Source organism: Geodermatophilus sp. SYSU D00965, from assembly GCF_054050075.1.
In genome coordinates, this window is record NZ_JBJGYQ010000026.1 from 23,659 (window position 1) to 45,294 (window position 21,636).

Consider the following 21,636-nt stretch of genomic DNA (forward strand, 5'->3'; position numbering starts at 1 on the left):
GGTCAGCCGATGGGGCGCTCCAGGGTGACCAGCACGCCCTCGACACCCCCGGGGCCGACGCGGCCCTTCACCTCGACCGCCGTGACGGCCCGGAGCTGCCAGCCCTCCCGGGCGTGCTCGTTGAGCACCTTCTCCAGCTTGTCACCCGACATCTTGCCGCCGAGGAGCCCCTCCCGGAGCTCGACGACCTTGTACTCGTAGCGCTGGGCCATGGGGTCCTCCTGCTGTCGCCGGGAGCCGTCCGCCCCGATGATGCCGGGGTGGACGTGCTGAGCAGCCGGATCCTGCTGCGGCCGAGCGATCTCGCCCGCTCCCGGGCCTTCTACCGCGACGTCCTCGGGCTCGCGGTGTACCGGGAGTTCGGGCCGCGGGACGACCCTGCCCAGGTGTTCTTCCTCGGCAACGGCCTGCTCGAGGTGTCCGGCCGCGGCGACGGGGCGCCGCGCGGCCTGGCCCTGTGGCTGCAGGTCCGCGACGCCGCCGGCGAGGTCGAGCGGCTGCGCGCGGCCGGCGTCCCGGTGCTGCGCGAGGCGCGGACCGAGCCGTGGGGCCTGGTGGAGGCGGAGGTGGCCGACCCCGACGGCGTCCGGATCGTGCTCGTCGAGGTCCCGCCCGACCACCCGCTGCGTCGCGACCAGCGCTGACCGGCGGTCAGGCCTCCCCGGCCGAGCGGTCCTCGGGCGGCTGGCGGCGCACGAGGTCGGCCACGGACTCCTCGAGCCGGGCCCAGGTGGCGCTCCACTCGACAAGGGGGTCGAGGATCCGCTCGAAGACGGCCAGCTGCTCGTCGAAGGCCTGCAGCTGGGCCGTCATCGCCTGGATCTGCTGGCGCTGACCCCGCACCGCCTTGTCGATCGCCTGCAGCTGGGCCGCCGAGAGGGCGCCCGGCGGGGAGGGCAGCCGTGGCAGCGAGAACGGGACGGCGCCGGCGGCCAGCCCCCGGGCGCGGTCGGTGAACGTGCGCAGCTGGCTGACGAACTCCTCGACCGACCGGCTCACCCGGTTGCCCGAGCCGGCGTCCCGGCTGCCGTCCGGCTGCTCGCTCATGCGGTCCTCCTCGCGACGTCCCGGCACCTCGTCGGCCGGCCGCCCCAGTCTGCCGCCGCGGGCGTGGCTCCCGCGCTCCCACCCGTGCCACGCTGGTGCCGTGGTCGGTGCCACCGCCGTCGCCGTCGTGCACGCGGCCGTCGTCGTCCTGGTGCTGAGCGGCGCGCTGCTCGCCCTCAGGTGGCCGCGGCTGCTGTTCCTGCACGCGCCGGTGGCCGCCGCCGTCGTCGCGGTGTACCTGGCGGGGGCGCCGTGCCCGCTGACCGAGCTGGAGCTGGCGCTGCGGGCGCGGGCCGGGCTGGCGCCCTACACCGGTGGGTTCCTCGGCCAGTACGTCCTCGCCCCCGTCGGCCTGGACGTCGGCAGCCCGGCCGTGCAGGCCGCGCTGCCCCTGGTGGTGCTGCTGCCCAACCTGGTGGGTTACGGGCTGCTGGCCGTCCGGGCGGCGCGCCGCCGGCGGTCCGCCGGGCCGGGCGCGCGACGGGACCGCCCCGGCACGCACCGGATCGAGTCCTCGGCCGGCGGCCGAGGCGCAGCGCCGCCCCCGGCGCGTGCGGGAGGGTGAGGGGCATGAGCGTCGTCAAGGTCAACGCGATCACGGTGCCCGCGGACCGGCGGGCGAGCTTCGAGGAGCGGTTCCGGAACCGGGCGGGCGCCGTCGAGGGGACTCCCGGCTTCGAGCGGTTCGAGCTGCTCCGCCCGCAGGAGGGCGACGACCTGTACCTCGTCTACACCCGCTGGGAGAGCGAGGAGGCCTTCCGGGCGTGGCACGACAGCCAGGACTTCGACCGCGCCCACCACGGCGGCGAGACCCGGGCGCCCGTGGCCAGCCACTCCCAGCTGTGGTCGTTCCAGGTCGTCGAGAGCACGGGACCGCGCTCCGCGTGACCGCCGTCCGGGCGGCCGGGAGGGGCTCGGCGCGGCTTGGGGCCGCCACGCGCACCGGACACTGGCAGCGGGGCCGCCGGAGGGCCACCCTGGAGGGGTAGAGCCCCGCCGACCCCGGGAGTCCACCGCCGCACCGTCAGGAGGCAGCCATGGTCGTGGTCAACGAGAGTCCGCACGAGGCGGTCGTCGTCGACCTCCGCCAGGCCTGCGTCGACCTGGCCGAGGCCCGCGCCGTGGAGCGCAGGACCCCCACCCCGGAGTCGGCGGCCCGCATCGACCGCTGCCGGGCGCGGATCGACGAGCTCCTCGACCTGTGGAACGACGTGGCCCGCGACGGGTGAGCCGCGCGGTCAGCCGCCGACCAGGGCCCGCAGCGTCTCGGCGTTGCGGACGGCGTGGCCGTACCCGTCGTTGTTGAAGTACGCGTAGACGTCCCGGCCGGAGGCGGTCCACTCCCCCACCCGGTCGGCCCACCAGCGCAGGTCGTCGTCGGGATAGGAGCCCGCGTAGAGGTGCGCGGCGTCCGGCCCGTGCATCCGGAGGTACACGAACGGCGCGGTCGCCCGCAGCACGCACGGCAGGCCCGCGCCGCTCATCACGCAGTACGCCGCCCCGTGCCGCTCGAGCAGCGCGAACACGCCCTCGTCGTGCCAGCTGGGGTGGCGGAACTCCACGGCGACCCGCATCCAGTCCGGGAGCAGGGAGAGGAAGAAGTCCAGCCGCCGGTCGTCGCGCTCCTGGGTGGGGGCCAGCTGCACCAGCAGCACCGCGCGCTTGTCGCCGAGCTCGTGCCAGCACTCGGTCATCCGGCCGATCCAGGTCTCCGGCGCGTACAGGCGCTTGGCGTGGGTCAGCCCACGCGGCGCCTTCACCGACAGCTGGAAGCCCGGCGGGAGCCGGCGGCGCCAGCCCGCGAAGGTCGCCGTCCGGGGCCAGCGGTAGAAGCTGGCGTTGAGCTCGACGGTGCCGAAGCGCCGCACGTAGTGCGCCAGCCGGTCGCGCGGCGGGGTGCCCGGCGGGTAGAGGACGCCGTCCCAGTGGTCGTAGCTCCAGCCCGACGTCCCGATGTGCACCGCCACGTGCGCCCCGTACCCGTCAGCGGCGGCGGGCCGTCAGCGCGGTGAGCCCGGCCAGGACCCGGCCGTGGGAACCGGGGGTGAGCCGGGCCAGCAGGTCGGGGACGACGGCGCTCCAGCCGACCAGCTGCCGGGGCCGGCGCCGCTCGACCGCGGTCAGGACGACCTCGGCGGCCTTCGCCGGGTCCATGGTGAGCAGCCGGGCGAACTCCCGCTTGCCCCGCTCCCCCTCCTCGGCCGGCACGCCCGAGCCCAGGCGGGCGTCCTCGGCGATCCGGGTGCGGATGCCGCCGGGGTGCACGCAGGTGACGCCGACGCCGTCCTCGGCCAGCTCCGAGCGCAACGCCTCGGTGAACCCGCGGACGGCGAACTTGCTGGCCGCGTAGGCCGCCTGCCCGGCCGGGGCGATCAGCCCGAAGAGGCTGGACACGTTCACCAGGTGCGAGCCGGGATGGGTCTTCAGCGCCGGCAGCAGAGCGGCGGTCAGCCGGACGACGGCCCGGAAGTTCACCTCCTGCACCCAGTCGAACTCCTCGAGGGTCACCTGGTCGAAGCGCCCGGCGAGGGCCACTCCGGCGTTGTTGACCAGCAGGGTGACCTCCGGGTGCGCCGCGGCGACGGCACCCGCGACGCGGTGGGTGTCCGCGGGGTCGGCGAGGTCGGCGACGTACGTGGTGACGGCGAGTGCGGGGTGGGCCGCCCGGATCCCCGCTGCGACCGCCGCCAGCCGCTCGGCGTCCCGGTCGAGCAGCACCAGGGAGCTGCCCCGTCGCGCCAGCCCCTGCGCGAGGGCCGCGCCGATGCCGCCGGCGGCGCCGGTGACGACCGCCGTCCCGCCGGCGAAACGGTAGGGCGCGAGCCTCACGCGGCGACCTCCTCGGCCGCGCGGGCCGGCCGCCGGGGCGCGAAGCGGACGCCCTCGTCCTCCAGCGGGCCGCGCCGCAGGAGCCACACGTCGCGGACGTAGTTCTGGTGCAGCCGCCACGGCGCCCGGGAGCCCTGCCGGGGCAGGGCGGCGAGGCTGCGCCGGACGTAGCCGGAGTCGAGTCCGATGAACGGCTCGGTGCCGCCGCCGGGCGGCGCGACCGGCGTGCAGGTCGCGTACCCCCTCGCCGCCATGTGCTGCAGCAGCCGGCACACGTAGCGGGCGACGAGGTCGGCCTTCAGCGTCCAGGAGGCGTTGGTGTAGCCGATCGTCATCGACAGGTTCGGGACGCCGGAGATCATCATCCCCTTGTAGGAGACCCGCTCGGAGAGCTCGACCGGCTCGCCGTCGACGGTGAGGGTCATCCCGCCGATGGGCAGCAGGTTCAGCCCGGTGGCCGTGACGACGAGGTCGGCCGGCAGCTCCGCGCCGGACTCCAGGGCGATCCCGGTCTCGGTGAAGCCGGCGATCCGGTCGGTGACGATCGACGCCCGGCCCTCGCGGACGGCCCGGAACAGGTCGCCGTCGGGGACCAGGCACAGCCGCTGGTCCCACGGGTCGTACGGCGGGCCGAAGTGGGTGTCGACGTCGAAGCCCGGTGGCAGCTGCTTGCCGGCCAGCCGCTGGATGAACCGCCGCATGGCGGCCGGCCGCCGGCGGCTGAACTGGTAGGACGCCGTGGAGGTCAGCACGTTCTTCCAGCGGACCACGGGGTAGACGGCGCGGGCCGGGAGCCAGCGGCGCAGCGCGTCGGCGAGCGCGTCGCGGCCGGGCAGGGAGATCACGTAGCTGGGCGTGCGCTGGAGCATGGTCACGTGCGCGGCGGACTCGGCCAGGCTGGGCACCAGGGTGACCGCGGTGGCCCCGCTGCCGACGACGACGACCCGCGTGCCGGCGTACTCGAGGTCCTCGGGCCAGTGCTGCGGGTGCACGATCGGGCCGCGGAACCGCTCCTCGCCGGGGAACCGCGGCCGGTACCCCTCGTCGTAGCGGTAGTAGCCGGAGCAGACCGACAGCCACGAGCAGGTCAGCCGCACCGGCTCCCCGGTGTCGGTGCGCTCGGCGGTGACCGTCCAGCGGGCCTCGTGGGTCGACCACTCGGCGGACACCACCCGGGTGCCGAACCGGATGTGCCGGTCGACCCCGTGCTCGCGGGCGGTCTCCTGGACGTAGGCGCGGATCGACGGGCCGTCGGCGATGGCCCGCGCCGAGGTCCAGGGCTTGAACGAGTAGCCCAGGGTGAACATGTCCGAGTCCGACCGGACGCCGGGGTAGCGGAACAGGTCCCACGTCCCGCCGACGGCCTCCCGCGCCTCGAGGACGGCGTAGCTGCGGTCGGGGCACTCGCGCTGCAGGTGGCACGCGGCGCCGATGCCGGAGAGGCCCGCCCCCACGATCAGGACGTCGACGTGCTCGGCGGCGGTCTCGGCGGTCACGCGGGCGACCCTATCCGCGACGCGGGGTCACGGCAGGCGCCAGACCGTCGTCCGCCGCAGACCGGGGCCCTCCGTCTCGGGGATCTCGTACACCGCCTCGGCGACCAGCCGGTCGTGCGGCAGGTACGGCCGGCCCGGGTCGCCCACGTGGACCTCGACCCCGCGGGCGCGGGCGCGGTCGAGGAAGGGCAGCACCCGCTCGGTCATCTCGCGGTCGTAGCAGACGTCCCCGGCCAGGACGACGTCGATGCCACGGAGGTCACGGCCGAGCACGTCGCCGGTCACGCCGACCCCCGGGACGCCGTTGAGTCCGGCGTTGACGCCGATCGCCGTCCGGCTGAACGGGTCGACGTCGCTGGCCAGCACCGAGCGGGCGCCGGCCAGCCGGGCGGCGATGGCGACCAGCCCGCTGCCCGAACCCAGGTCGAGCACCGCACGCCCGGCCACCACTGCCGGCCGGTCGAGCACGAACCGTGCCAGGGCCTGCCCGCCCGGCCAGGCCGCGGCCCAGAACGGCGGGGCCTCACCGGCGCCGCCGTCGGCCTCCATCGCCTCCCACAGGGCGACCACGTCGTCGGCCACGTGCAGCCGGACCTCCGGGACGCAGGTCGGCCGGCGGACCTGGGTGTGGGCGCGGACGAACCGGGACGGGACGAGTCTCACGCCTGGGAGTCCACCACCCGCGTCGCGTCCGGCGGGCGCGGCTCCCGGCGGGGCAGGTGGTCGCGGCACCACCGCTCGCAGTCGGCCAGCAGGTTGCCGGTCGAGATGGGCCGGTCCCACGCGGCCGGCAGCTCACGAGGCGCCCGCCCGGGTGGCCGGGCGGCGTCCCCGGGCCCGGGAGCCTGCTCGACGGAACGCCGGCCCACGCTGCGTCTCCCTGGTGTCGGCGTCGGTGGACCCACCGACGGTGTCTCGCTCGCGACCGCCCCGTCGCCGACGGGAGCCGGACACCAGGGTGCCCCAGCCCCCGGACGCCGAGAGCCGCACCCCTCCCTGGGAGGCGTGCGGCTCTCGGTGCGCGTCGCGCGGGACGGCGCTGCTGGTGTTGCCCGTCCCGGACCCGGGACGGGGTGCGTGCTCAGTACCAGCCGGTGGACTGCGAGTGCGCCCAGGCGCCGCACGGCGAGCCGTAGCGGCTGTCGATGTAGATCAGGCCGGCGTCGATCTGGCGGTAGCCGTCGGAGGTCTTGGCGATCCCGGTGCCGGCCCAGGTCGAGTCGAGGAACTGCGGGATGCCGTAGGCGGTGCTGGAGGGGTTCTGCGCGTTGGGGTTCCAGCCGCTCTCCTTGCCCCACAGCTTCTCGAGGCAGGAGAACTGGTCGGCGCTGCCGACCTTGCTCATCGCGTAGTCCTTGAACGACCCGCCGCTCGCCGGGGCGGCCGCGGCCCGGGCGGGCGCGGCGGCCCGCGCGGCCTGTTCGGCGGCCTGGCGCTCGGCGGCCTCGCGGGCGGCCTGCTCGGCGGCGGCCTTCTCCGCGGCGGCCTTCTCGGCAGCGGCCTTCTCCGCCGCGGCCTTCTCGGCGGCCTGGCGGTCGAGCTCGGCCTGGTCCGCCGCGGCCTGCGCCTGGGCGGCGCTGGCCTGGGCGGCCTCGCGCTCGCTGCGCGAGGCGGTGAGCTCCTCGAGCGGGGCGAGGTCGTCCGACGTCGCGGCGGCGGAGGAGCCGGTGAGGCCCAGCTGCTCGGCGACGCTCGTGGACGCGCTCACCGTCGCGGCGTCGGCCTCGGCGGCCGGCTGACCGGTGGTCAGCACGCTGACCGCGACGGCACCGGCAGCGGCGGTGGCCAGCAGGATCGCCGGACGGCGGCCCCGGGTGGGCAGCCGCAGCCGGCGGCGGGCGGTGGTCTCGGTGGCGAGCTCGGCGGGGAGCTCAGCGGTGGCGGGCTCGGAAGCGGCGAGCTCCAGGGTGGCGGGCTCGGTGCGGACGGCGTCGGCCGGGCGGAGGTCGTGCGGCGTGCGGCGGGACATCGGGTGTGGTGCTCCGGGGGCGTGAGGGCGCGCGCGGGACCGGTCCTCGTCTCGGCGAGGACAGCCCGGTGCTGTGGTCGGTGTGGGGTGCCGGGCGCGGTCAGCGAGGGACGCGCGGGCGCCGGCGGTCGCGGGCTGGCGGGGTCAGCGGGCCGAGGAGGAAGCGCGAGGGGCGCGCGGCCGGGTGACCCTGCGGGCCGCGAGGGCCCGTGGGTGAGGCAAGCGGGTGCTCTCCGTTCCTTCCGTGGCCGCCTACCGAGTTAGCTGACGGGTTCGGGCGGGAAGGTGCCCTACCTGCCCTCCGAGCGAGGCTCGGCGGGCAGGATTCACCCCAGTACTGCGGTGGGTCCCCGGCTCGCGCCCGCAGCGGTGCGGACACGACTCGGCGGCGTCCAGCCAGGCTCCCGGGATGGGAGGCTCGACCAACCGGACGTCAGCCACCGTAGGGGCCGTTACCGTCCCGTGACAATCCCGGCGGTCACATCCGTTGCGTGAGGTACCTCGCGCGCGGGAGTCGCCCGCAGCGGAATAGCCAGGCCGTGGCACTGTTGCACGCAGCAGTAGTTGCGCTCTCAATCACCTGGAGCACGAGATGCAGTTCGGGATCTTCTCGGTCAGCGACATCACGACCGACCCCACGACCGGGCGCACGCCCACCGAGGGTGAGCGGATCAAGGCGGTCCTCCGGATCGCGCAGAAGGCCGAGGAGGTCGGGCTCGACGTGTTCGCCCTCGGCGAGCACCACAACCCGCCGTTCTTCTCGTCCTCCCCCACCACGACGCTGGCGCACATCGCCGCGCGGACGAGCACCCTGCAGCTGTCGACGGCGACCACGCTGATCACCACCAACGACCCGGTGAAGATCGCCGAGGACTACGCGATGCTGCAGCACCTCGCCGACGGTCGCGTCGACCTGATGATGGGCCGCGGCAACACCGGCCCGGTCTACCCGTGGTTCGGGCAGGACATCCGCAACGGCATCCCGCTGGCGGTGGAGAACTACGCGCTGCTGCGCCGGCTGTGGGACGAGGACGTCGTCGACTGGTCCGGCCAGTTCCGCACCCCGCTGCAGGGCTTCACCTCCACCCCGCGGCCGCTGGACGGCGTCCCGCCGTTCGTCTGGCACGGCTCGATCCGCTCCCCGCAGATCGCCGAGCAGGCCGCCTACTACGGCGACGGCTTCTTCCACAACCACATCTTCTGGCCCAAGGAGCACACCCAGCGGATGGTCGAGTTCTACCGCCGCCGCTTCGAGCACCACGGCCACGGCGCCGCCGACCAGGCGATCGTGGGCCTGGGCGGGCAGGTGTTCATGCGGAAGAACAGCCAGGACGCCGTCAACGAGTTCCGGCCGTACTTCGACAACGCGCCCGTCTACGGCCACGGCCCGTCGCTGGAGGACTTCTCCCGGGAGACGCCGCTGACCGTGGGCAGCCCGCAGCAGGTCATCGAGCGCACCCTCGGCTTCCGTGACTACGTCGGCGACTACCAGCGGCAGCTGTTCCTCGTCGACCACGCCGGCCTGCCGCTGAAGACCGTGCTCGAGCAGCTGGACATCCTCGGCGAGGAGGTCGTGCCGGTGCTCCGCCGCGAGTTCGCCGCGCTCAAGCCGGCGCACGTGCCGGACGCCCCCACGCACGCCTCGCTGGTCGCCGCCCGGGGCGGGCAGGACAGCACCGTGTACGCCGCCGGGGACGACGTCACCGGGCGCACCGCCGAGGAGGTGACCGCCCGGTGACCACCCGCACCCTGGCGGTCGTCAGCGCGGGGCTGTCGACGCCGTCGTCCACCCGGCTGCTGGCCGACCGGCTCACCGCCGCCACCGTCGCCGCCCTGCGCGAGCGGGGCGACGAGGCCACCGTGGAGGTCGTCGAGCTGCGCGAGCACGCCCGCGACCTCGCCGACGCACTGGTCACCGGGTTCGCCAACACCGCGCTGCAGGCGGCGGTCGACACCGTCGTCGGCGCCGACGGGCTCATCGCGGTGACCCCGGTGTTCTCCGCCTCCTACAGCGGCCTGTTCAAGACGTTCTTCGACGTGCTGGACAAGGACGCGCTCACCGGCACGCCGGTGCTGCTCGGCGCCACCGCGGGCACCGCCCGGCACTCGCTGGTGCTCGAGCACGCCATGCGCCCGCTGTTCGCGTACCTGCGCGCCGTCGCCGTCCCCACCGGGGTGTTCGCCGCCTCCGAGGACTGGGCCGGTGCCGGGGGCGTCGACCAGGCGCTGGCCGGCCGGATCGACCGCGCCGCCGGCGAGCTCGCCGACCTGGTCGCCGGTCGGCCGGCGGCCGCTCGACGTCCCGCCGACCCGTTCGACGACGTGCCCTCCTTCGAGGAGCTGCTCCGCGGCGCCTGACAGCGCCCTCCACCGGTCGGACCCCCTCCGCAGCAGCGGAGGGGGCCCGACGCGGTTGTCGCGGTCAGGTGGACGGGCCGCCCGTCCGCCCGGAGGGGCCCGGCGTCGGGGTGCCGACGCCGCCGCGCTCGGTGGAGTGCCGCGCCACCGGCACGCCCTCGGGCGCCTCGGGGGCGCCCTGCGGGATCGGTGCCGACGGCGGGACGGCCGGCTCCGGGCGCCCGCGCAGCCGCGGGTACGGCAGCACGAGGCTCAGTGCCAGGACGATGGCGAGGATGACCGCCCACACGCCGCTGTACTGCGCCCAGGAGCCGGTCAGGATCAGGAACGCCGGGAGCGCCGTGGTCAGCGTGCCGGCGACGATGGCGACCGCCCCGGTGTACCGGGTGAACTCCTCCCGCTTGAGCCCCAGGACGAGGAAGAACAGCGCCCACAGCACGGCCCAGTAGAGCCAGATGACGCCGAACCCGGGGTCCCGCGGCACGAAGTAGAAGAAGTTCAGGCCCGCGTACACCACCGCGCACACGGCCACGAACGCCGAGAACCAGCCCAGCCCCGTGCCGTCGAGGTTCCCCAGCAGGTTGATCCCGACGTAGAGGTAGGTGAACCCGAACAGGTAGATGCCCCCGGCGGACAGGATCGCGGTGAGGTCCCCGCCCGAGGTGAGGATCAGGTACGTGGGGGTGAACACCTGCAGCGCCCCCACGAACAGGTTCAGCGGCGCTGCCGCGCGCGGGTCCACCCTCCCCAGCAGCATCAGGCCGTTGACGATCAGGACGGCTCCGACGTACAGCAGTCCGACAGCTCCCATGTGCACTCATCTCCTCGGGTCCCGCAACGGTGCGGATGTCCCCCGTGACGGATGCCGGCGACGCGGCGCGCCGCCGGCGAGCGGCCGGAGCGGCCACTGTTCGCGGCAGTCAGGAGAGCGGGCGCGCGGGCGTCAGGCGCCGGCGCGCCCCGGGACGGCGACCGGTGCCAGGGTCGCCTGCGTCGGGTGCAGGCGCGGAGTCATCGTCGACCTCCCGCGGATCGGGGCGCCGGGTCCCGCCGGACGCCGGTCGCATCGATGGCCGGACAACGATCGCGCCGGTCACCGGCCGCGTCAACGGGGCTCGCGCTCACCCCGCCCGGCGGCGTCCGGGCCGCCCTCGTCGGGTTCGGCGAGCGCCTCGTCGAGGAGCGCGGCGAGCCCGTCGATCGAGCGGTGCGGTCCGGTGCGCCGGACGACGATCGGGTCGGGCACGCCGTCCTCGTCGTCGTCCCTGCCCTCGGTGTCCATGCCCTCGGTGCCCATACCCTCGGTGCCCATCGCCTCGGTGAGCCGGTGCGCCGCCCGCAGTGCCGCCTTGCCGAAGCGGTCGGCCGCCTCGTGCCGCTCGATCGGCGGTGGGTCGTCGGTCACGGCCGCCCTCTCCCGTCACGGTGGGTGATGCCCGCCCCGGGTTCGGGAACGGCACGCGGGGGTATACCCGCGCGGGGCCTTCGAACAGCCGGTGGCCGCGGACTGGCAAGAACAGGAGTGATCCGTGGAGCACCGGGTCGAGGTCGTCTGGACGTGCTCGCCCTGCGAGGTGGGCGGCCAGGACGTGCAGGAGGGCGGCGATGCCGACCCGACCTGCTGGAACTGCGGTGGGCCGGTCGTCGTGACCGCCCGGCCCACCATCCGGCTCCTCCGGGGGCCGATCCCCGAACCGGACGCCGCCTGAGCACGGCGCCCGGCCCGGGTCACGGTCACCCGGCGCGGGCCGGTGGCCGTCCCGCGGTCACGACGTCACGGCGCACTGCCCCCGGTCGGCACGGACCGGCCCGGACGCCGACGGCTTGACGTCGAAGTCGAAGATCGCCGTCGGCAGGTAGAGCGAGCAGCAGGCGTTCGGGATGTCGACGATGCCGCTGACCCGGCCCTCGATCGGCGCCGAACCCAGCAGCAGGTAGGCCTGCTCTCCGGAGTAGCCGAACTTCTCCAGGTACCGGACGGCGTTGAGGCACGCCCGCTTGTAGGCCAGCGTCGCGTCCAGGTACTTGTTCGTGTTGCTCTCGTGGTCGACCGAGATCCCGATGAACGTCAGGAACTCCGAGTAGCGCGGCTCGACGTTGCCGGGCATGAACACCGGGTTGGTGGTCACGCCGTAGGTCTCCATACCGCCCTTGATCAGGTCGATGTGGAAGTCGATGAACCCGCCCATCTCGATGGCGCCGCAGAAGGTGATCTCGCCGTCGCCCTGGCTGAAGTGCAGGTCGCCGCCGGAGAGCTTCGCGTCCTTGACGTGCACCGGGTAGAAGACCCGTGAGCCGCGGGAGAAGTTCTTGATGTCGTGGTTGCCGCCGTTCTCGCGGGCCGGCACGGTGCGCGCGCCGTCCCGGGCGATCCCGTCGAGGGCACTGCCGGTGGCCTGGCCACCGAGGGTGTTCTGCTCCAGCGGCGGCAGTGCCAGTGGCGGCGTCCGGTCGGGGTCGGTCGCGATCAGCGCCCGCTCCCGCTCGTTCCACCGGGCCAGCAGCTCGGCCGACGGTGCGGTGCCGAACAGCCCGGGGTGGGTCAGGCCGGTGTAGCGGACGCCCGGTATGTGCCGGGAGGTCGCCACCTGGCCCTGGAAGTCCCAGATCGCCTTGTAGGCGTCCGGGAAGTAGTCGGTCAGGAAGCCACCGCCGTTGACCTTGGCGAAGATGCCGGTGTAGCCCCAGCCCTGGCCGGGGGCGTCGCCGAACTCCTGCGGCGCCTGTACCGGGCCGAGGTCGAGGATGTCGACGACGAGCAGGTCACCGGGCTCGGCGCCCTCGACGCCGATCGGGCCGCTGAGCATGTGGGCGTGGGTCAGGTCGACGTCGCGGACGTCGTTGGCCGAGTCGTTGTTGCCGATCTGGCCGTCGGTCCACTCCCGGCACTCGACCCGGATGCTCTGCCCGGGTCGCACCATCGTGGCGACGGGCACGTCCGGGTGCCACCGGTTGTGGCCGGGTACCGCCTGGTCCCGCATGGACTTGGCCTGGTCGACGGTGAAGACGACGTCTGGCATGTCCCCCACTCTCCGATCTGCGTTGACGGGAGGAGCAAGCCCGCGGGTGCGGGCCGTCGATGGCGGCTCCGGCCGGGAGCCGGCGGGTGGGCGGCGCCCGGGGCCCCGGGTCGCCGACCGGTGCTCAGGGGCGGGGCAGCGCGCTCCACCGGGGGTCGTGCGGGGCGGGACGGCGCGCCGCGGGCGGCACCGCCGTCGTCACGGCGGGCTCGTCGCGGCTGGTCTCCTCGCGCAGCCGCGCGGCGGCCACGGGGGCGGGGGTGCGGGCCAGCAGGGGCGCGGTGTAGACCCGTCGCCCGTCCGCCCCGCACGCGGGGCACCGGCTCGTGCTCTCCGCCGTGCCGATGGGACGCCGGACCTCCCAGGGGCCGCAGGCGGTGCAGCGGTAGAGGTAACCCGCCATCGAGGTCCTCCGGGGGAGTCGGGACCGCTCAGGTTCGGGCGAAGCTAGTGGTCAGGGGATCGCCGTGGCAGGACACCGGGCCCCTCCGAGCGGCCGTATCGGTCCCCCTCGCGCGTCGCTACGGGCGGCCCACCGGAGGTGACCCGGGGTGCGGAGGCTCAGCCGCCCGCCGGTTGACGGTCACCCGCGACGGCGTCCGCGGACTCCGGGGCCGAGCCACCCTGCGGCGCGCTGCCGGTCATCAGCCGCACGACCTCGGCCTGGTCGGCCTCGGACGGCAGGCCCCAGTGCGGCTGGTAGCCGTAGACCTCCCCCAGCGGCGTGGAGCTGGTCCGCCCGTCGAGGATCTCCACCGCGTCGACGGGGATCAGCCCCGGGTGCTCGACGCCGCAGGCCTCGGCCACCTTGAACAGGTCGCGCCGCAGCGTCTCGACGTAGTTGGCCGCCCGGACCGACTTCAGCGACGGGTCCAGCCCGTGGGACAGCCACGGGTCCTGCGTCGCCACCCCGGTCGGGCAGGTGTCGGTGTGGCACTTCTGGGCCTGGATGCAGCCGATCGCCAGCATCGCCTCGCGGCCCACGTTCACCATGTCGCACCCCAGGGCGAACGCCACGATCGCGTTGTCGGGCAGGCCGAGCTTGCCGGCGCCGATGAAGGTGACCTGCTCCTGCAGCCCGCGGCGGGCGAAGGTCGCGTACACCCGGGCGAAGCCGAGCTGGAAGGGCAGCGACACCGAGTCGGTGAAGATCAGCGGAGCCGCGCCGGTGCCGCCCTCGCCGCCGTCGACGGTCACGAAGTCCACCCCGCGGCCGGTGCGCTCCATGAGGTCGGTGAGCTCGTCCCAGAAGGTCATGTCGCCGACGGCCGACTTGATGCCCACCGGCAGGCCGGTCTCGGCAGCGAGGAGCTCCACCCAGTCGAGCAGGCTGTCGGTGTCGGAGAACTCCGCGTGCCGGGACGGGCTCACGCAGTCCACCCCCTCGGGCACGCCCCGCGCGGCGGCGATCTCGGCGGAGACCTTCGCGCCGGGGAGCACTCCGCCCAGGCCCGGCTTGGCGCCCTGGCTGAGCTTGATCTCCAGCGCCCGCACCGGGGCGCCGGCGACGAGGTCCTTGAGCCGGGCGAGGTCGAACCGGCCCTGCTGGTCCCGGCAGCCGAAGTAGGCGGTGCCGATCTGGAACACCAGCTCCCCGCCGTGCCGGTGGTGCACCGAGATGCCGCCCTCGCCGGTGTTCTGCAGGCAGCCGGCCAGCGCCGCACCGCGGTTGAGCGCCTCGACGGCCGGGCCGGAGAGGGACCCGAAGCTCATCGCCGAGATGTTCACGACCGACGCCGGCCGGAACGCCCCCGCCCGGCCGCGGGGCCCACCGAGCACCTTCGCCGACGGGACGTGCACGTCGTGCGCCGACGTGGGGTGCGACGGCGGGACGGCGCGGCCGAACGTCCGGTGGTTGATGACCGGGTAGCCCGCGGTGTACTCGAGGTCGTTGTCGGTGCCGAAGCCGAAGTAGTTGTTCTCCTTCTTCGCCGAGGCGTACACCCACCGCCGCTGGTCGCGGGTGAAGGGCCGCTCCTCGTTATTGCCGGCCACCAGGTACTGGCGCAGCTCGGGACCGATCGCCTCGAGCAGGTACCGGGCGTGCCCGATCACGGGGAAGTTGCGCAACAGGGTGTGCTCGCGCTGGAGCAGGTCGCGGGCGGCGACCGCCGCCAGCGCGGACAGACCGGTGACGGCGGCACGCGACGCGCGCTTCATGTGCTCACCCTGGCACGGGCGGGCCGATCACGCCGGTTCGACGGCCGCCGCGACCTCGCGGTCAGAAGAAGAGGCTGAGCACCAGCGCGAAGACGAAGCCGATCGTGCCCAGCAGCGTCTCCATCACCGTCCAGGTCTTCAGCGTCGTCTTCTCGTCCATCTGGAAGAAGCGGCTGACCAGCCAGAAGCCGGAGTCGTTGACGTGCGAGAGCACGGTCGCACCCCCGGCGATGGCGATGACGATGAGCGCGAGGTCGACCGAGGACAGCCCGTCGGTCGCCTCGACGACCGGCGCCATCAGCCCGGCCGCCGTGGTGAGCGCGACCGTCGCCGAGCCCTGGGCCACGCGCAGCAGCACGGAGATGACGAACGCGGCCACGATGACCGGCAGCCCGATGTCGCCGAGGACGTCGGCCAGCGCCTCACCGATGCCGCTGGCCCGCAGCACGCCGCCGAACATGCCCCCCGCGCCGGTGATGAGGATGATCGCGCAGACGGGGCCGAGGGCGCTGTTGACGATGGACTCCACCTGGGCGCCGCTCTCCCCACGCCGCACGCCGAGCACGACGATCGCGACGAGCACCGTGATGAGCAGCGCCACCGGCGTGGCCCCGAGCAGCTGACCGGCCCGGACGACGAACGACCCCTCGTCCAGCGCGCCCGCGGTGGCCAGCGTGGTCAGTCCGGTGTTCAGGAAGATCAGCACGAGCGGCAGGAGCAGGATGCCGACCACCGTGCCGAAGCGGGGCGGCGCGGGACGGGTCGCGGTCTCGGTGCGCCGTCCACCGGCCGGCTCGGCGACGGCCGGCGAGGTGCCCTCGACCGACGGGTCGGGCTGGTCGTCCAGCGGCTTCTCGTCCGCCAGGATGTTCGGCACCGCGACGTCGTACCGGCGGCCGGCCCACAGCCCGAACAGGTACGCGCCGAGGTACCAGGTGGGCAGCCCGACGAGCAGGCCGAACACGAGCACCAGGCCGATGTCGGCGCCGATCAGCTCGGCCGCCGCCACCGGCCCGGGGTGCGGGGGCACGAAGGCGTGCATGACGGCGAACGCGCCGGCGACCGGCAGGCCGTAGGTGAGCAGCGAGCCACCCAGCCGGCGGGCCACGGTGAAGACGATCGGCAGGAACACCACCAGGCCGGCGTCGAAGAAGATGGGGAAGCCGAACAGCAGTGCGGCGACGCCCAGCGCCAACGGCGCACGCTGCTCGCCGAACCGGCGGATGAGGCTGTCGGCGAGCACCTGCGCCCCGCCGCTGTGCTCCAGCAGCCGGCCGAGCATCGCGCCGAGGCCGACGAGCAGCGCCACGCTGGCCAGCGTCGTGCCGAAGCCCGTCGTCAGCGTGGAGACGACGTCCTCGAGCGGGATCCGGGTGGCCAGCGCGGTCAGCAGGCTCACGAGGACCAGTGCGAGGAACGCGTGCAGCTTCAGCTTCATGATCAGGAACAGCAGGACGGCGACCGCGGCCGCGGCGATCGCGAGCAGCGAGCCGGCGCCCAGCGCCGGTTCGACCTCGGGCACGGTTCCTCCAGTGGTCAGTCGGGGCCGTCGTCCACCGCGTCGAGGGTGGTGAGGACGTCGGTGAGCGCCTGGGTGGAGCGGTCGACGAGCGGCCGCAGCCGGCGGTAGACGGCGACCGCGTCCGGGTCGGGCTCGACCGGGTCGTTCACGGCGACCAGCCCGGTGGCGGCGTCGAGGTCGGGCAGCGCGCCGAGCGCGTGCAGGCCGAGCAGGCAGGCCCCCAGACCGGTGCCCTCCGGTGAGTCGGCGACCCGCACCGGCAGGTCCAGCGCGGCGGCGAGGGTGCGGACCCACAGCGAGGAGGCGACCGCACCCCCGGTGGCCCGCACCTCGCGCACCGGCAGGTCGGTGGCGGCGAAGGCGTCGCGGACCAGCGCCAGTTGCTGGCAGACCCCCTCGACCGCGGCCCGCACCAGGTGCGGACGGCGGTGCTCGCGGCGCAGCCCGATGTACGCCCCGCGCAGCCCCGAGCGCCACCAGGGGGCCCGCTCGCCGAGCAGGTAGGGCAGGCACAGCAGGCCGGCGCTGCCGGGCGGTACCTGCTCGGCCTCGGCCAGCAGGCGGGCGTCGAGGTCGTCGGCGTCCTCCCCGTGGAGCTCCGGCGCCGGTCCGGGCGGCGAGGCGGGCGGCCCCGCGGCCAGCGCCTGGGCAGCCCAGCGGACCGCCGAGCCGCCGTTGTTCACCGCTCCCCCGACCACCCACTGGTCGTCGGTGAGCGCGTAGCAGAACAGCCGGCGGCCGGGGTCCACCGTGGGCGCCGGGACGACGACCCGCATCGCGCCGCTGGTGCCCAGGGAGACCGCGGCCACCTCCGGCCGGACCGCGCCGATGCCCAGGTTGGCCAGCACGCCGTCGGCGGCGCCGACCACCACCGGCAGCCCCTCGGGCAGCCCGGTCGCCCCGGCCGCGTCGGCGCGCAGGCCGGTCAGCACCGCCGTCGTGGGGAGGACCTCGCCGAGCTGGTCGGGCCGCACCCCCGCGATGGCCAGCGCCTCGTCGTCCCACCGGCTGCCGCGGAGGTCGTAGAGCCCGGTCGCCGACGCGCACGACCGGTCGACCACCTGCCGCCCGCCGACGAGCGCGGCGACGACGAGCTCCTTGACCCCGCCCCAGCGCGGCGTCCCGCTCACCAGGTCCGGGTCCTGCGCGCGCTCCCAGGACAGCTTCACCAGCGGGGACATCGCGTGCACGGGGGTACCGGTGCGGGCGTGCAGGTCCGCCGCCCGCCCATCGGCGACCAGCGCGGCGGCCCACTCGGCTGCGCGGCCGTCGGCCCACGTGATCACCGGGCCCAGCGGCCGACCGTCGTCGTCCATCGGCACCAGGCCGTGCATGGCGGCGCTCAGGCTGATGCCGACGACCCGGTCGCCGCGGTCCCGGGCGCAGCCGGCCACCGCGGCCAGCGCCTCCACCGCGGCGGCCTGCAGCCGGCCGGCGTCGAGCTCGGCCCGGCCGGGAGCGGGGACCAGCAGCGGGTAGCCGGCGCTGGCGACGTCGCGCACCCGCCCGTCGGCGCCGGCGGTGACCGCCTTCGTCGCCGTCGTCCCGGAGTCGAGACCGACGACGACGTCCACGACACCGGATGGTGCACGGGTCGGCGACCGGGCGCCATCGCAGGCTCAGGAGGCGAGCTGCTCCTCGGCGGGCTCGTCCCGCAACGGGGGTCGCGCCTCGGGCACACCCGGCTCCGAGTGCGCGCCCCGCTCCTCGGGCCCGCCGTCCTCCGCCGAGTGCGCGCCGTGCTCCGCCTGACCGGGCTGCTCGTCGCGCCCGGCCTGCTCCTCCGCGGCCAGTGCGCCCGTCAGCGTCCCGAGCGCGTCGGCGACCTGGCCGCACAGCCGGCGCAGGGCGGTCCGCGCCTCGTCGCGCCGCCGCGCCAGGTCGTCGACCCGGGCCTGGGCCGCGTCGACGCGGGCCGTGCAGGTCCGGCTGAGCTCGGCCAGCGTCTGCTCCACCTCCGTGGAGAGCCGTGCCGCGGTCTCGGTCGCCTCACGGGCGCGCTTCGCCGCCGCCTCGTCGGCGAGCCGCGTGCGCTCGACGGCGGCCTCGGCCAGCAGCCGCTCGGCCGTCACCCTGGCCTGCCGCAGCTCCTCCGCCGCCTGCTCGCGGGCCTCCCGCCGGGTGGCCGCCGCCTCCTCCGCGGCCCGCTGCCGCTCCCCGGCCGCGTCGGCCGCCGCCTCCTCCCGCATCCGGACCGCCTCGGCGCCGGCCAGCTCCCACTCCGCGGCGGCGTCCTCGCGGACCGCCTGTGCCTCCTCCTGGATCCGGCCGGACTCGGCCACCGCCTCGTCCTTGACCTGGTGCGCCCGCCGCAGCAGGACGTCGGCCTCGCTGCGCGCCTGGGCGCGGATCCGGTCGCCCTCCATCTGCCCGGCCTCGGTCAGCTGGGCCGCCTCGTCCGCGGCCAGGCGGAGGATCTCGCCGACGCGCTCGGAGGTTCGGACCATCTCCCGGCCCTCGGGCGAGCAGGCCAGCAGGCGCCGGGAGAGCTCCAGCTCCGCCGAGCACGCCCCGTACCGGGTGAGCAGGTCCTCGTTCTCCCGGCGGGCGGCCAGCAGCTCGGACTCTGCCCAGGAGACGTAGTTGTCCACCTGCAGCCGGTCGTAGCCGCGCAGCGCCGTCCGGAAGAGGGGGCGGGGACCGAGGAGGGACTCGAGGTCACCGGCGAGGTTGGGCCGCCGGGACGACCCGCCGGAGGGGACGGGTTCCGGCTGCCGGGCGCCGTCGCCGACCTCGGCCGCACCGTGTCGGAACATGCGGGCTCCCCTCTCCCCCGACCCAGGACCACGCCCCCGCCTCGACCGACCCGACGCCGGGACGGCGCGATCGACTGCTCGGGGCTCCGCACAGTGCCAGAACGCGGCGTTCCGTCAGGGCGGCACGGGCGTCCCGGCACGCCGGTCGGGATGACACCGGCGTAGTCCCGTCCACGAGTACCGGAACCGCTACGGCCGGTGAGGTCGGGTCAGCGGTAGGCGGAGCCCCCGCGCAGCCGCGCGCCGACGGCGACCCGCAGCGGCGCCAGCACCACGCCGTCGCGCGCCAGCCGCTGCCGGATCTGCCGCCGGTGGCGCAGCACACCGACGAACCCGATGGCCCAGAACACGTACTGGACGGAGAAGGCCGCCCGGAAGGCGTCGAGGGAGTAGGCGGTGGAGCCTCCCGGCGTGAGCAGGTCGAGCACCGCGCCCACGGCCAGGATGGTCAGCAGCGACGCCAGGAAGCCGCCGACGTTCACCACCCCGCTCGCGCTGCCCTGTCGCTCGGCGGGGTTCCAGGTGCGGGCGAAGTCGAAGCCGATCATCGAACCGGGGCCGTTGGTGCCCAGGACGACGACCAGCAGCACCAGCAACGGCAGCGGAGCGCGGCCCGGCCACAGCAGCACGACGGTCCAGGTGGCCGCGGTGAGCACGAGGATCGTGAAGACCAGCGTCGAGCGGCGCAACGGCCAGCGGCCGCACAGCCGGCCCAGCAGCGGGCCGACCAGGATCCCGACGACGACCAGCAGCGTCAGCAGCCCCGCCGCCGTCTCCGGGCTGCGGCCCTCGGCGACGACGAGGAAGGGGTAGCCCCACAGCAGGGCGAAGACGGTGCCGGAGAACTGGGTGACCAGGTGGGTGTAGAGGCCGATCCGGGTGCCCGGCTCCCGCCAGGTGAGCGCCAGGCTGCGGCGGACCTCCTCCAGCCCGGACGGCGGGCTGAGCACGGTGCCGGGCGGGGCGTCCCGCAGCGCGACGACGACGAGGACGGCGACGAGGACCCCGACGGCCCCGGCGCCGAGGAACGTGGCCTCCCACGACGTCGAGTGCAGCAGGGCGACCAGCGGGTAGGCGGCGACGATCTGCCCGAACTGGCCGAGCATGCCGGTGAGCTGGGTGATCAGCGGCACCGTCGGGCCGGGGAACCAGAAGCCGATCACCCGCAGCACGCTGACGAAGGTCATCGCGTCGCCGGCGCCGACCAGGACCCGCGCGGCGACGGCGGTCGGCACGTCCCCGGCCAGGGCCAGCAGCGCCTGGCCGGCGGCCATGGTGAGCGCCCCGGCCAGGATCAGTCTGCGGGAGCCGAACCGGTCCAGGGCCACCCCGACCGGCACCTGCATGCCGGCGTAGACGACGAGCTGCAGGACCAGGAACAGCGAGATCGCCGAGGCCCCGGCCGAGAAGCGCTCCTGCGCCTCCACCCCGGCGACCCCCAGCGAGGCGCGGTGGAAGACGGCGACCGCGTACGCGGCGAGCGCCACCAGCCACACGGTGTAGGCACGGGCCGTCGGTCGGGCAGCGGTCGGCGTCGTCACCCCATGGACGACGTCCTCCCCCGCCGGGTGCTTCCCCCCGGGGGCGTGAGATCCCTCACCGCCGGTCCCCGCCGCGCCTCCGCCGTCCGCCGCGGGCACGGCCGCACCCCCCCTGCACCGGCCCGTCCGGGCGCCTCGTCCGACCGGGTGAGCGTGATCAACTCCTCGCCGATCCAGGACTAACCGTGCACGTCGGCGGGCAGGAGCAGCTCAGCCGCCGGGTCCGACCCCGGCCGCAACTGCCCACGCGACGAGAGGAGTGCCCTCGAATGGCGTCCGTCATCCACTACGAGATCGCGACCGAGGCCGAGAAGTACGCCGACTTCCGCCGGGTCCTGTGGACCGGCAAGAACACCCAGCTGGTGATCATGACCATCCCGCCGGGCGGCGAGATCGGCGAGGAGGTGCACGAGGACATCGACCAGATCCTCACCTTCGTCAGCGGCACCGGCGAGGCGCGGATCGCGGGCAGCAAGAAGAAGGTCACCCAGGGCGACCTGGTGGTGGTGCCGGCCGGCACGAAGCACAACTTCGTCAACACCGGGCCCAACCCGCTGGTCCTCTACACGGTGTACGGCCCGCCGGAGCACGCCGACGGCGCGGTGCACAAGACCAAGGAGGAGGCCGACGCCGCCGAGGAGGCGGGCAAGGACGAGCCGCCGACCGAGTGAGCCCCGGGCCCGGTGTGCGGGAGCGCGTCCGGCGCTCCCGCACACCGGTCAGCCCCGCGCGGTGCTGCGGTGCGACCGCGCGGCAGGCGGCCGCGGCGCGAGCGCCGGGGAGGGCGCGACCTGCGCGGGCATCAGGGTGGTGCCGCCGTCGCCCGCCGCGCGGTGCTGCACGCGCGCCGGCTGCTCCGGCTGGATGCGGGTCAGGATGAACAGGCAGAAGGCGATGACGGTCAGCAGTCCGCCGACGACGAGGTAGTCCAGCACGCG

General features: G+C 75.0%; 26 protein-coding genes and 1 riboswitch. Of the genes, 8 read left to right on the forward strand and 18 right to left on the reverse strand.

The features are described from left to right. Nucleotides 1-2 precede the first annotated feature (2 nt). Entirely contained in the window at nt 3-212 is a 210-nt protein-coding gene (locus ACI789_RS20975) for a DUF4177 domain-containing protein (protein ID WP_456917412.1), read from the reverse strand. A 48-nt stretch (nt 213-260) separates the two neighbouring features. On the opposite strand from ACI789_RS20975, the gene ACI789_RS20980 reads away from it, so the two are divergent. Continuing rightward, nucleotides 261-644, forward strand: coding sequence for a VOC family protein (locus ACI789_RS20980; protein WP_456917411.1), 384 nt, complete (start codon nt 261-263; stop codon nt 642-644). Between the two features lie 7 nt (nt 645-651). Here the strand turns inward: ACI789_RS20980 and ACI789_RS20985 are convergent, their stop codons facing one another. Further along, entirely contained in the window at nt 652-1,047 is a 396-nt protein-coding gene (locus ACI789_RS20985; RefSeq protein WP_457011339.1) for a hypothetical protein, read from the reverse strand. 100 nt (nt 1,048-1,147) lie between these two features. Between ACI789_RS20985 and ACI789_RS20990 the strand changes: the two genes are divergently transcribed. The 3 genes from ACI789_RS20990 to ACI789_RS21000 all read left to right on the forward strand — a co-directional run bounded on the left by ACI789_RS20990 (nt 1,148) and on the right by ACI789_RS21000 (nt 2,276). Next, complete coding sequence (locus tag ACI789_RS20990) at nt 1,148-1,612, forward strand: DUF2784 domain-containing protein (RefSeq protein WP_457011340.1); 465 nt, start codon at nt 1,148-1,150, stop codon at nt 1,610-1,612. A gap of 5 nt (nt 1,613-1,617) precedes the next feature. After that, nucleotides 1,618-1,935 carry an antibiotic biosynthesis monooxygenase family protein gene (locus ACI789_RS20995; protein WP_457011342.1) on the forward strand — a complete coding sequence of 106 codons (318 nt, stop codon included), beginning with the start codon at nt 1,618-1,620 and terminating at the stop codon, nt 1,933-1,935. Nucleotides 1,936-2,084: 149 nt separating this feature from the next. Beyond that, a complete protein-coding gene (locus ACI789_RS21000; RefSeq protein WP_456917407.1) occupies nt 2,085-2,276 on the forward strand; it encodes a hypothetical protein in 192 nt (63 codons plus the stop codon). A gap of 9 nt (nt 2,277-2,285) precedes the next feature. On the opposite strand, the gene ACI789_RS21005 is transcribed toward ACI789_RS21000, so the two are convergent. From ACI789_RS21005 to ACI789_RS21030, 6 genes are all read right to left on the reverse strand, one after another. Then, the gene (locus ACI789_RS21005; RefSeq protein WP_457011343.1) at nt 2,286-3,014 is read right to left on the reverse strand and encodes a DUF72 domain-containing protein; all 729 of its coding nucleotides are present in this window, start codon (nt 3,012-3,014) and stop codon (nt 2,286-2,288) included. A 16-nt stretch (nt 3,015-3,030) separates the two neighbouring features. After that, complete coding sequence (locus tag ACI789_RS21010; protein ID WP_457011344.1) at nt 3,031-3,876, reverse strand: SDR family NAD(P)-dependent oxidoreductase; 846 nt, start codon at nt 3,874-3,876, stop codon at nt 3,031-3,033. After that, the gene (locus ACI789_RS21015; RefSeq protein ID WP_457011346.1) at nt 3,873-5,372 is read right to left on the reverse strand and encodes a flavin-containing monooxygenase; all 1,500 of its coding nucleotides are present in this window, start codon (nt 5,370-5,372) and stop codon (nt 3,873-3,875) included. The genes ACI789_RS21010 and ACI789_RS21015 overlap by 4 nt, the downstream gene beginning before the upstream one ends. Nucleotides 5,373-5,399: 27 nt before the next feature. Continuing rightward, nucleotides 5,400-6,035 (reverse strand): class I SAM-dependent methyltransferase, encoded by a 636-nt coding sequence (locus tag ACI789_RS21020; protein WP_457011348.1) that lies wholly within the window; start codon nt 6,033-6,035, stop codon nt 5,400-5,402. Continuing rightward, on the reverse strand, nt 6,032-6,241 hold the full coding sequence (locus ACI789_RS21025; protein WP_457011349.1) for a hypothetical protein: 210 nt from the start codon (nt 6,239-6,241) through the stop codon (nt 6,032-6,034). The genes ACI789_RS21020 and ACI789_RS21025 overlap by 4 nt, the downstream gene beginning before the upstream one ends. 212 nt (nt 6,242-6,453) lie before the next feature. Further along, a complete protein-coding gene (locus ACI789_RS21030) occupies nt 6,454-7,341 on the reverse strand; it encodes an aggregation-promoting factor C-terminal-like domain-containing protein (protein WP_457011351.1) in 888 nt (295 codons plus the stop codon). A gap of 234 nt (nt 7,342-7,575) precedes the next feature. Further along, nucleotides 7,576-7,739, reverse strand: a riboswitch (cyclic di-AMP (ydaO/yuaA leader). Between the two features lie 194 nt (nt 7,740-7,933). On the opposite strand from ACI789_RS21030, the gene ACI789_RS21035 reads away from it, so the two are divergent. Continuing rightward, nucleotides 7,934-9,079: an LLM class flavin-dependent oxidoreductase gene (locus ACI789_RS21035; RefSeq protein ID WP_457011353.1), complete on the forward strand. Its 1,146-nt coding sequence runs from the start codon at nt 7,934-7,936 to the stop codon at nt 9,077-9,079. Next, nucleotides 9,076-9,699 carry an FMN reductase gene (locus ACI789_RS21040; protein WP_457011354.1) on the forward strand — a complete coding sequence of 208 codons (624 nt, stop codon included), beginning with the start codon at nt 9,076-9,078 and terminating at the stop codon, nt 9,697-9,699. The genes ACI789_RS21035 and ACI789_RS21040 overlap by 4 nt, the downstream gene beginning before the upstream one ends. A 64-nt stretch (nt 9,700-9,763) precedes the next feature. Here ACI789_RS21040 and ACI789_RS21045 read toward each other — a convergent pair whose 3' ends face one another. Next, nucleotides 9,764-10,510, reverse strand: a complete 747-nt coding sequence (locus ACI789_RS21045) for an AmiS/UreI family transporter (protein WP_457011355.1) — start codon at nt 10,508-10,510, stop codon at nt 9,764-9,766. Between the two features lie 294 nt (nt 10,511-10,804). Continuing rightward, complete coding sequence (locus ACI789_RS21050; RefSeq protein ID WP_457011356.1) at nt 10,805-11,104, reverse strand: hypothetical protein; 300 nt, start codon at nt 11,102-11,104, stop codon at nt 10,805-10,807. A gap of 124 nt (nt 11,105-11,228) precedes the next feature. On the opposite strand from ACI789_RS21050, the gene ACI789_RS21055 reads away from it, so the two are divergent. Next, nucleotides 11,229-11,408: a hypothetical protein gene (locus tag ACI789_RS21055; RefSeq protein ID WP_457011357.1), complete on the forward strand. Its 180-nt coding sequence runs from the start codon at nt 11,229-11,231 to the stop codon at nt 11,406-11,408. 57 nt (nt 11,409-11,465) lie between these two features. On the opposite strand, the gene fmdA is transcribed toward ACI789_RS21055, so the two are convergent. From fmdA to ACI789_RS21090, 7 genes are all read right to left on the reverse strand, one after another. Beyond that, nucleotides 11,466-12,719: a formamidase gene (fmdA, locus tag ACI789_RS21060; RefSeq protein WP_456917392.1), complete on the reverse strand. Its 1,254-nt coding sequence runs from the start codon at nt 12,717-12,719 to the stop codon at nt 11,466-11,468. A gap of 124 nt (nt 12,720-12,843) precedes the next feature. Continuing rightward, nucleotides 12,844-13,122: an FmdB family zinc ribbon protein gene (locus tag ACI789_RS21065; RefSeq protein ID WP_457011358.1), complete on the reverse strand. Its 279-nt coding sequence runs from the start codon at nt 13,120-13,122 to the stop codon at nt 12,844-12,846. A 158-nt stretch (nt 13,123-13,280) separates the two neighbouring features. Continuing rightward, complete coding sequence (locus tag ACI789_RS21070) at nt 13,281-14,879, reverse strand: FMN-binding glutamate synthase family protein (protein WP_457011360.1); 1,599 nt, start codon at nt 14,877-14,879, stop codon at nt 13,281-13,283. Between the two features lie 61 nt (nt 14,880-14,940). Further along, on the reverse strand, nt 14,941-16,401 hold the full coding sequence (locus ACI789_RS21075) for a GntP family permease (RefSeq protein ID WP_457011362.1): 1,461 nt from the start codon (nt 16,399-16,401) through the stop codon (nt 14,941-14,943). A 14-nt stretch (nt 16,402-16,415) separates the two neighbouring features. Beyond that, entirely contained in the window at nt 16,416-17,975 is a 1,560-nt protein-coding gene (locus tag ACI789_RS21080) for a gluconokinase (protein WP_457011364.1), read from the reverse strand. A 45-nt stretch (nt 17,976-18,020) separates the two neighbouring features. After that, the gene (locus ACI789_RS21085) at nt 18,021-19,157 is read right to left on the reverse strand and encodes a hypothetical protein (protein WP_457011365.1); all 1,137 of its coding nucleotides are present in this window, start codon (nt 19,155-19,157) and stop codon (nt 18,021-18,023) included. A 209-nt stretch (nt 19,158-19,366) separates the two neighbouring features. Continuing rightward, nucleotides 19,367-20,644, reverse strand: coding sequence for an MFS transporter (locus ACI789_RS21090; RefSeq protein ID WP_457011366.1), 1,278 nt, complete (start codon nt 20,642-20,644; stop codon nt 19,367-19,369). Nucleotides 20,645-20,967: 323 nt separating this feature from the next. Here ACI789_RS21090 and ACI789_RS21095 point away from each other — a divergent pair, with 323 nt between their 5' ends. Continuing rightward, the gene (locus ACI789_RS21095; protein WP_457011367.1) at nt 20,968-21,369 is read left to right on the forward strand and encodes a cupin domain-containing protein; all 402 of its coding nucleotides are present in this window, start codon (nt 20,968-20,970) and stop codon (nt 21,367-21,369) included. A gap of 48 nt (nt 21,370-21,417) precedes the next feature. On the opposite strand, the gene ACI789_RS21100 is transcribed toward ACI789_RS21095, so the two are convergent. Next, nucleotides 21,418-21,633 carry a hypothetical protein gene (locus tag ACI789_RS21100; protein ID WP_457011369.1) on the reverse strand — a complete coding sequence of 72 codons (216 nt, stop codon included), beginning with the start codon at nt 21,631-21,633 and terminating at the stop codon, nt 21,418-21,420. Nucleotides 21,634-21,636: the final 3 nt, after the last annotated feature.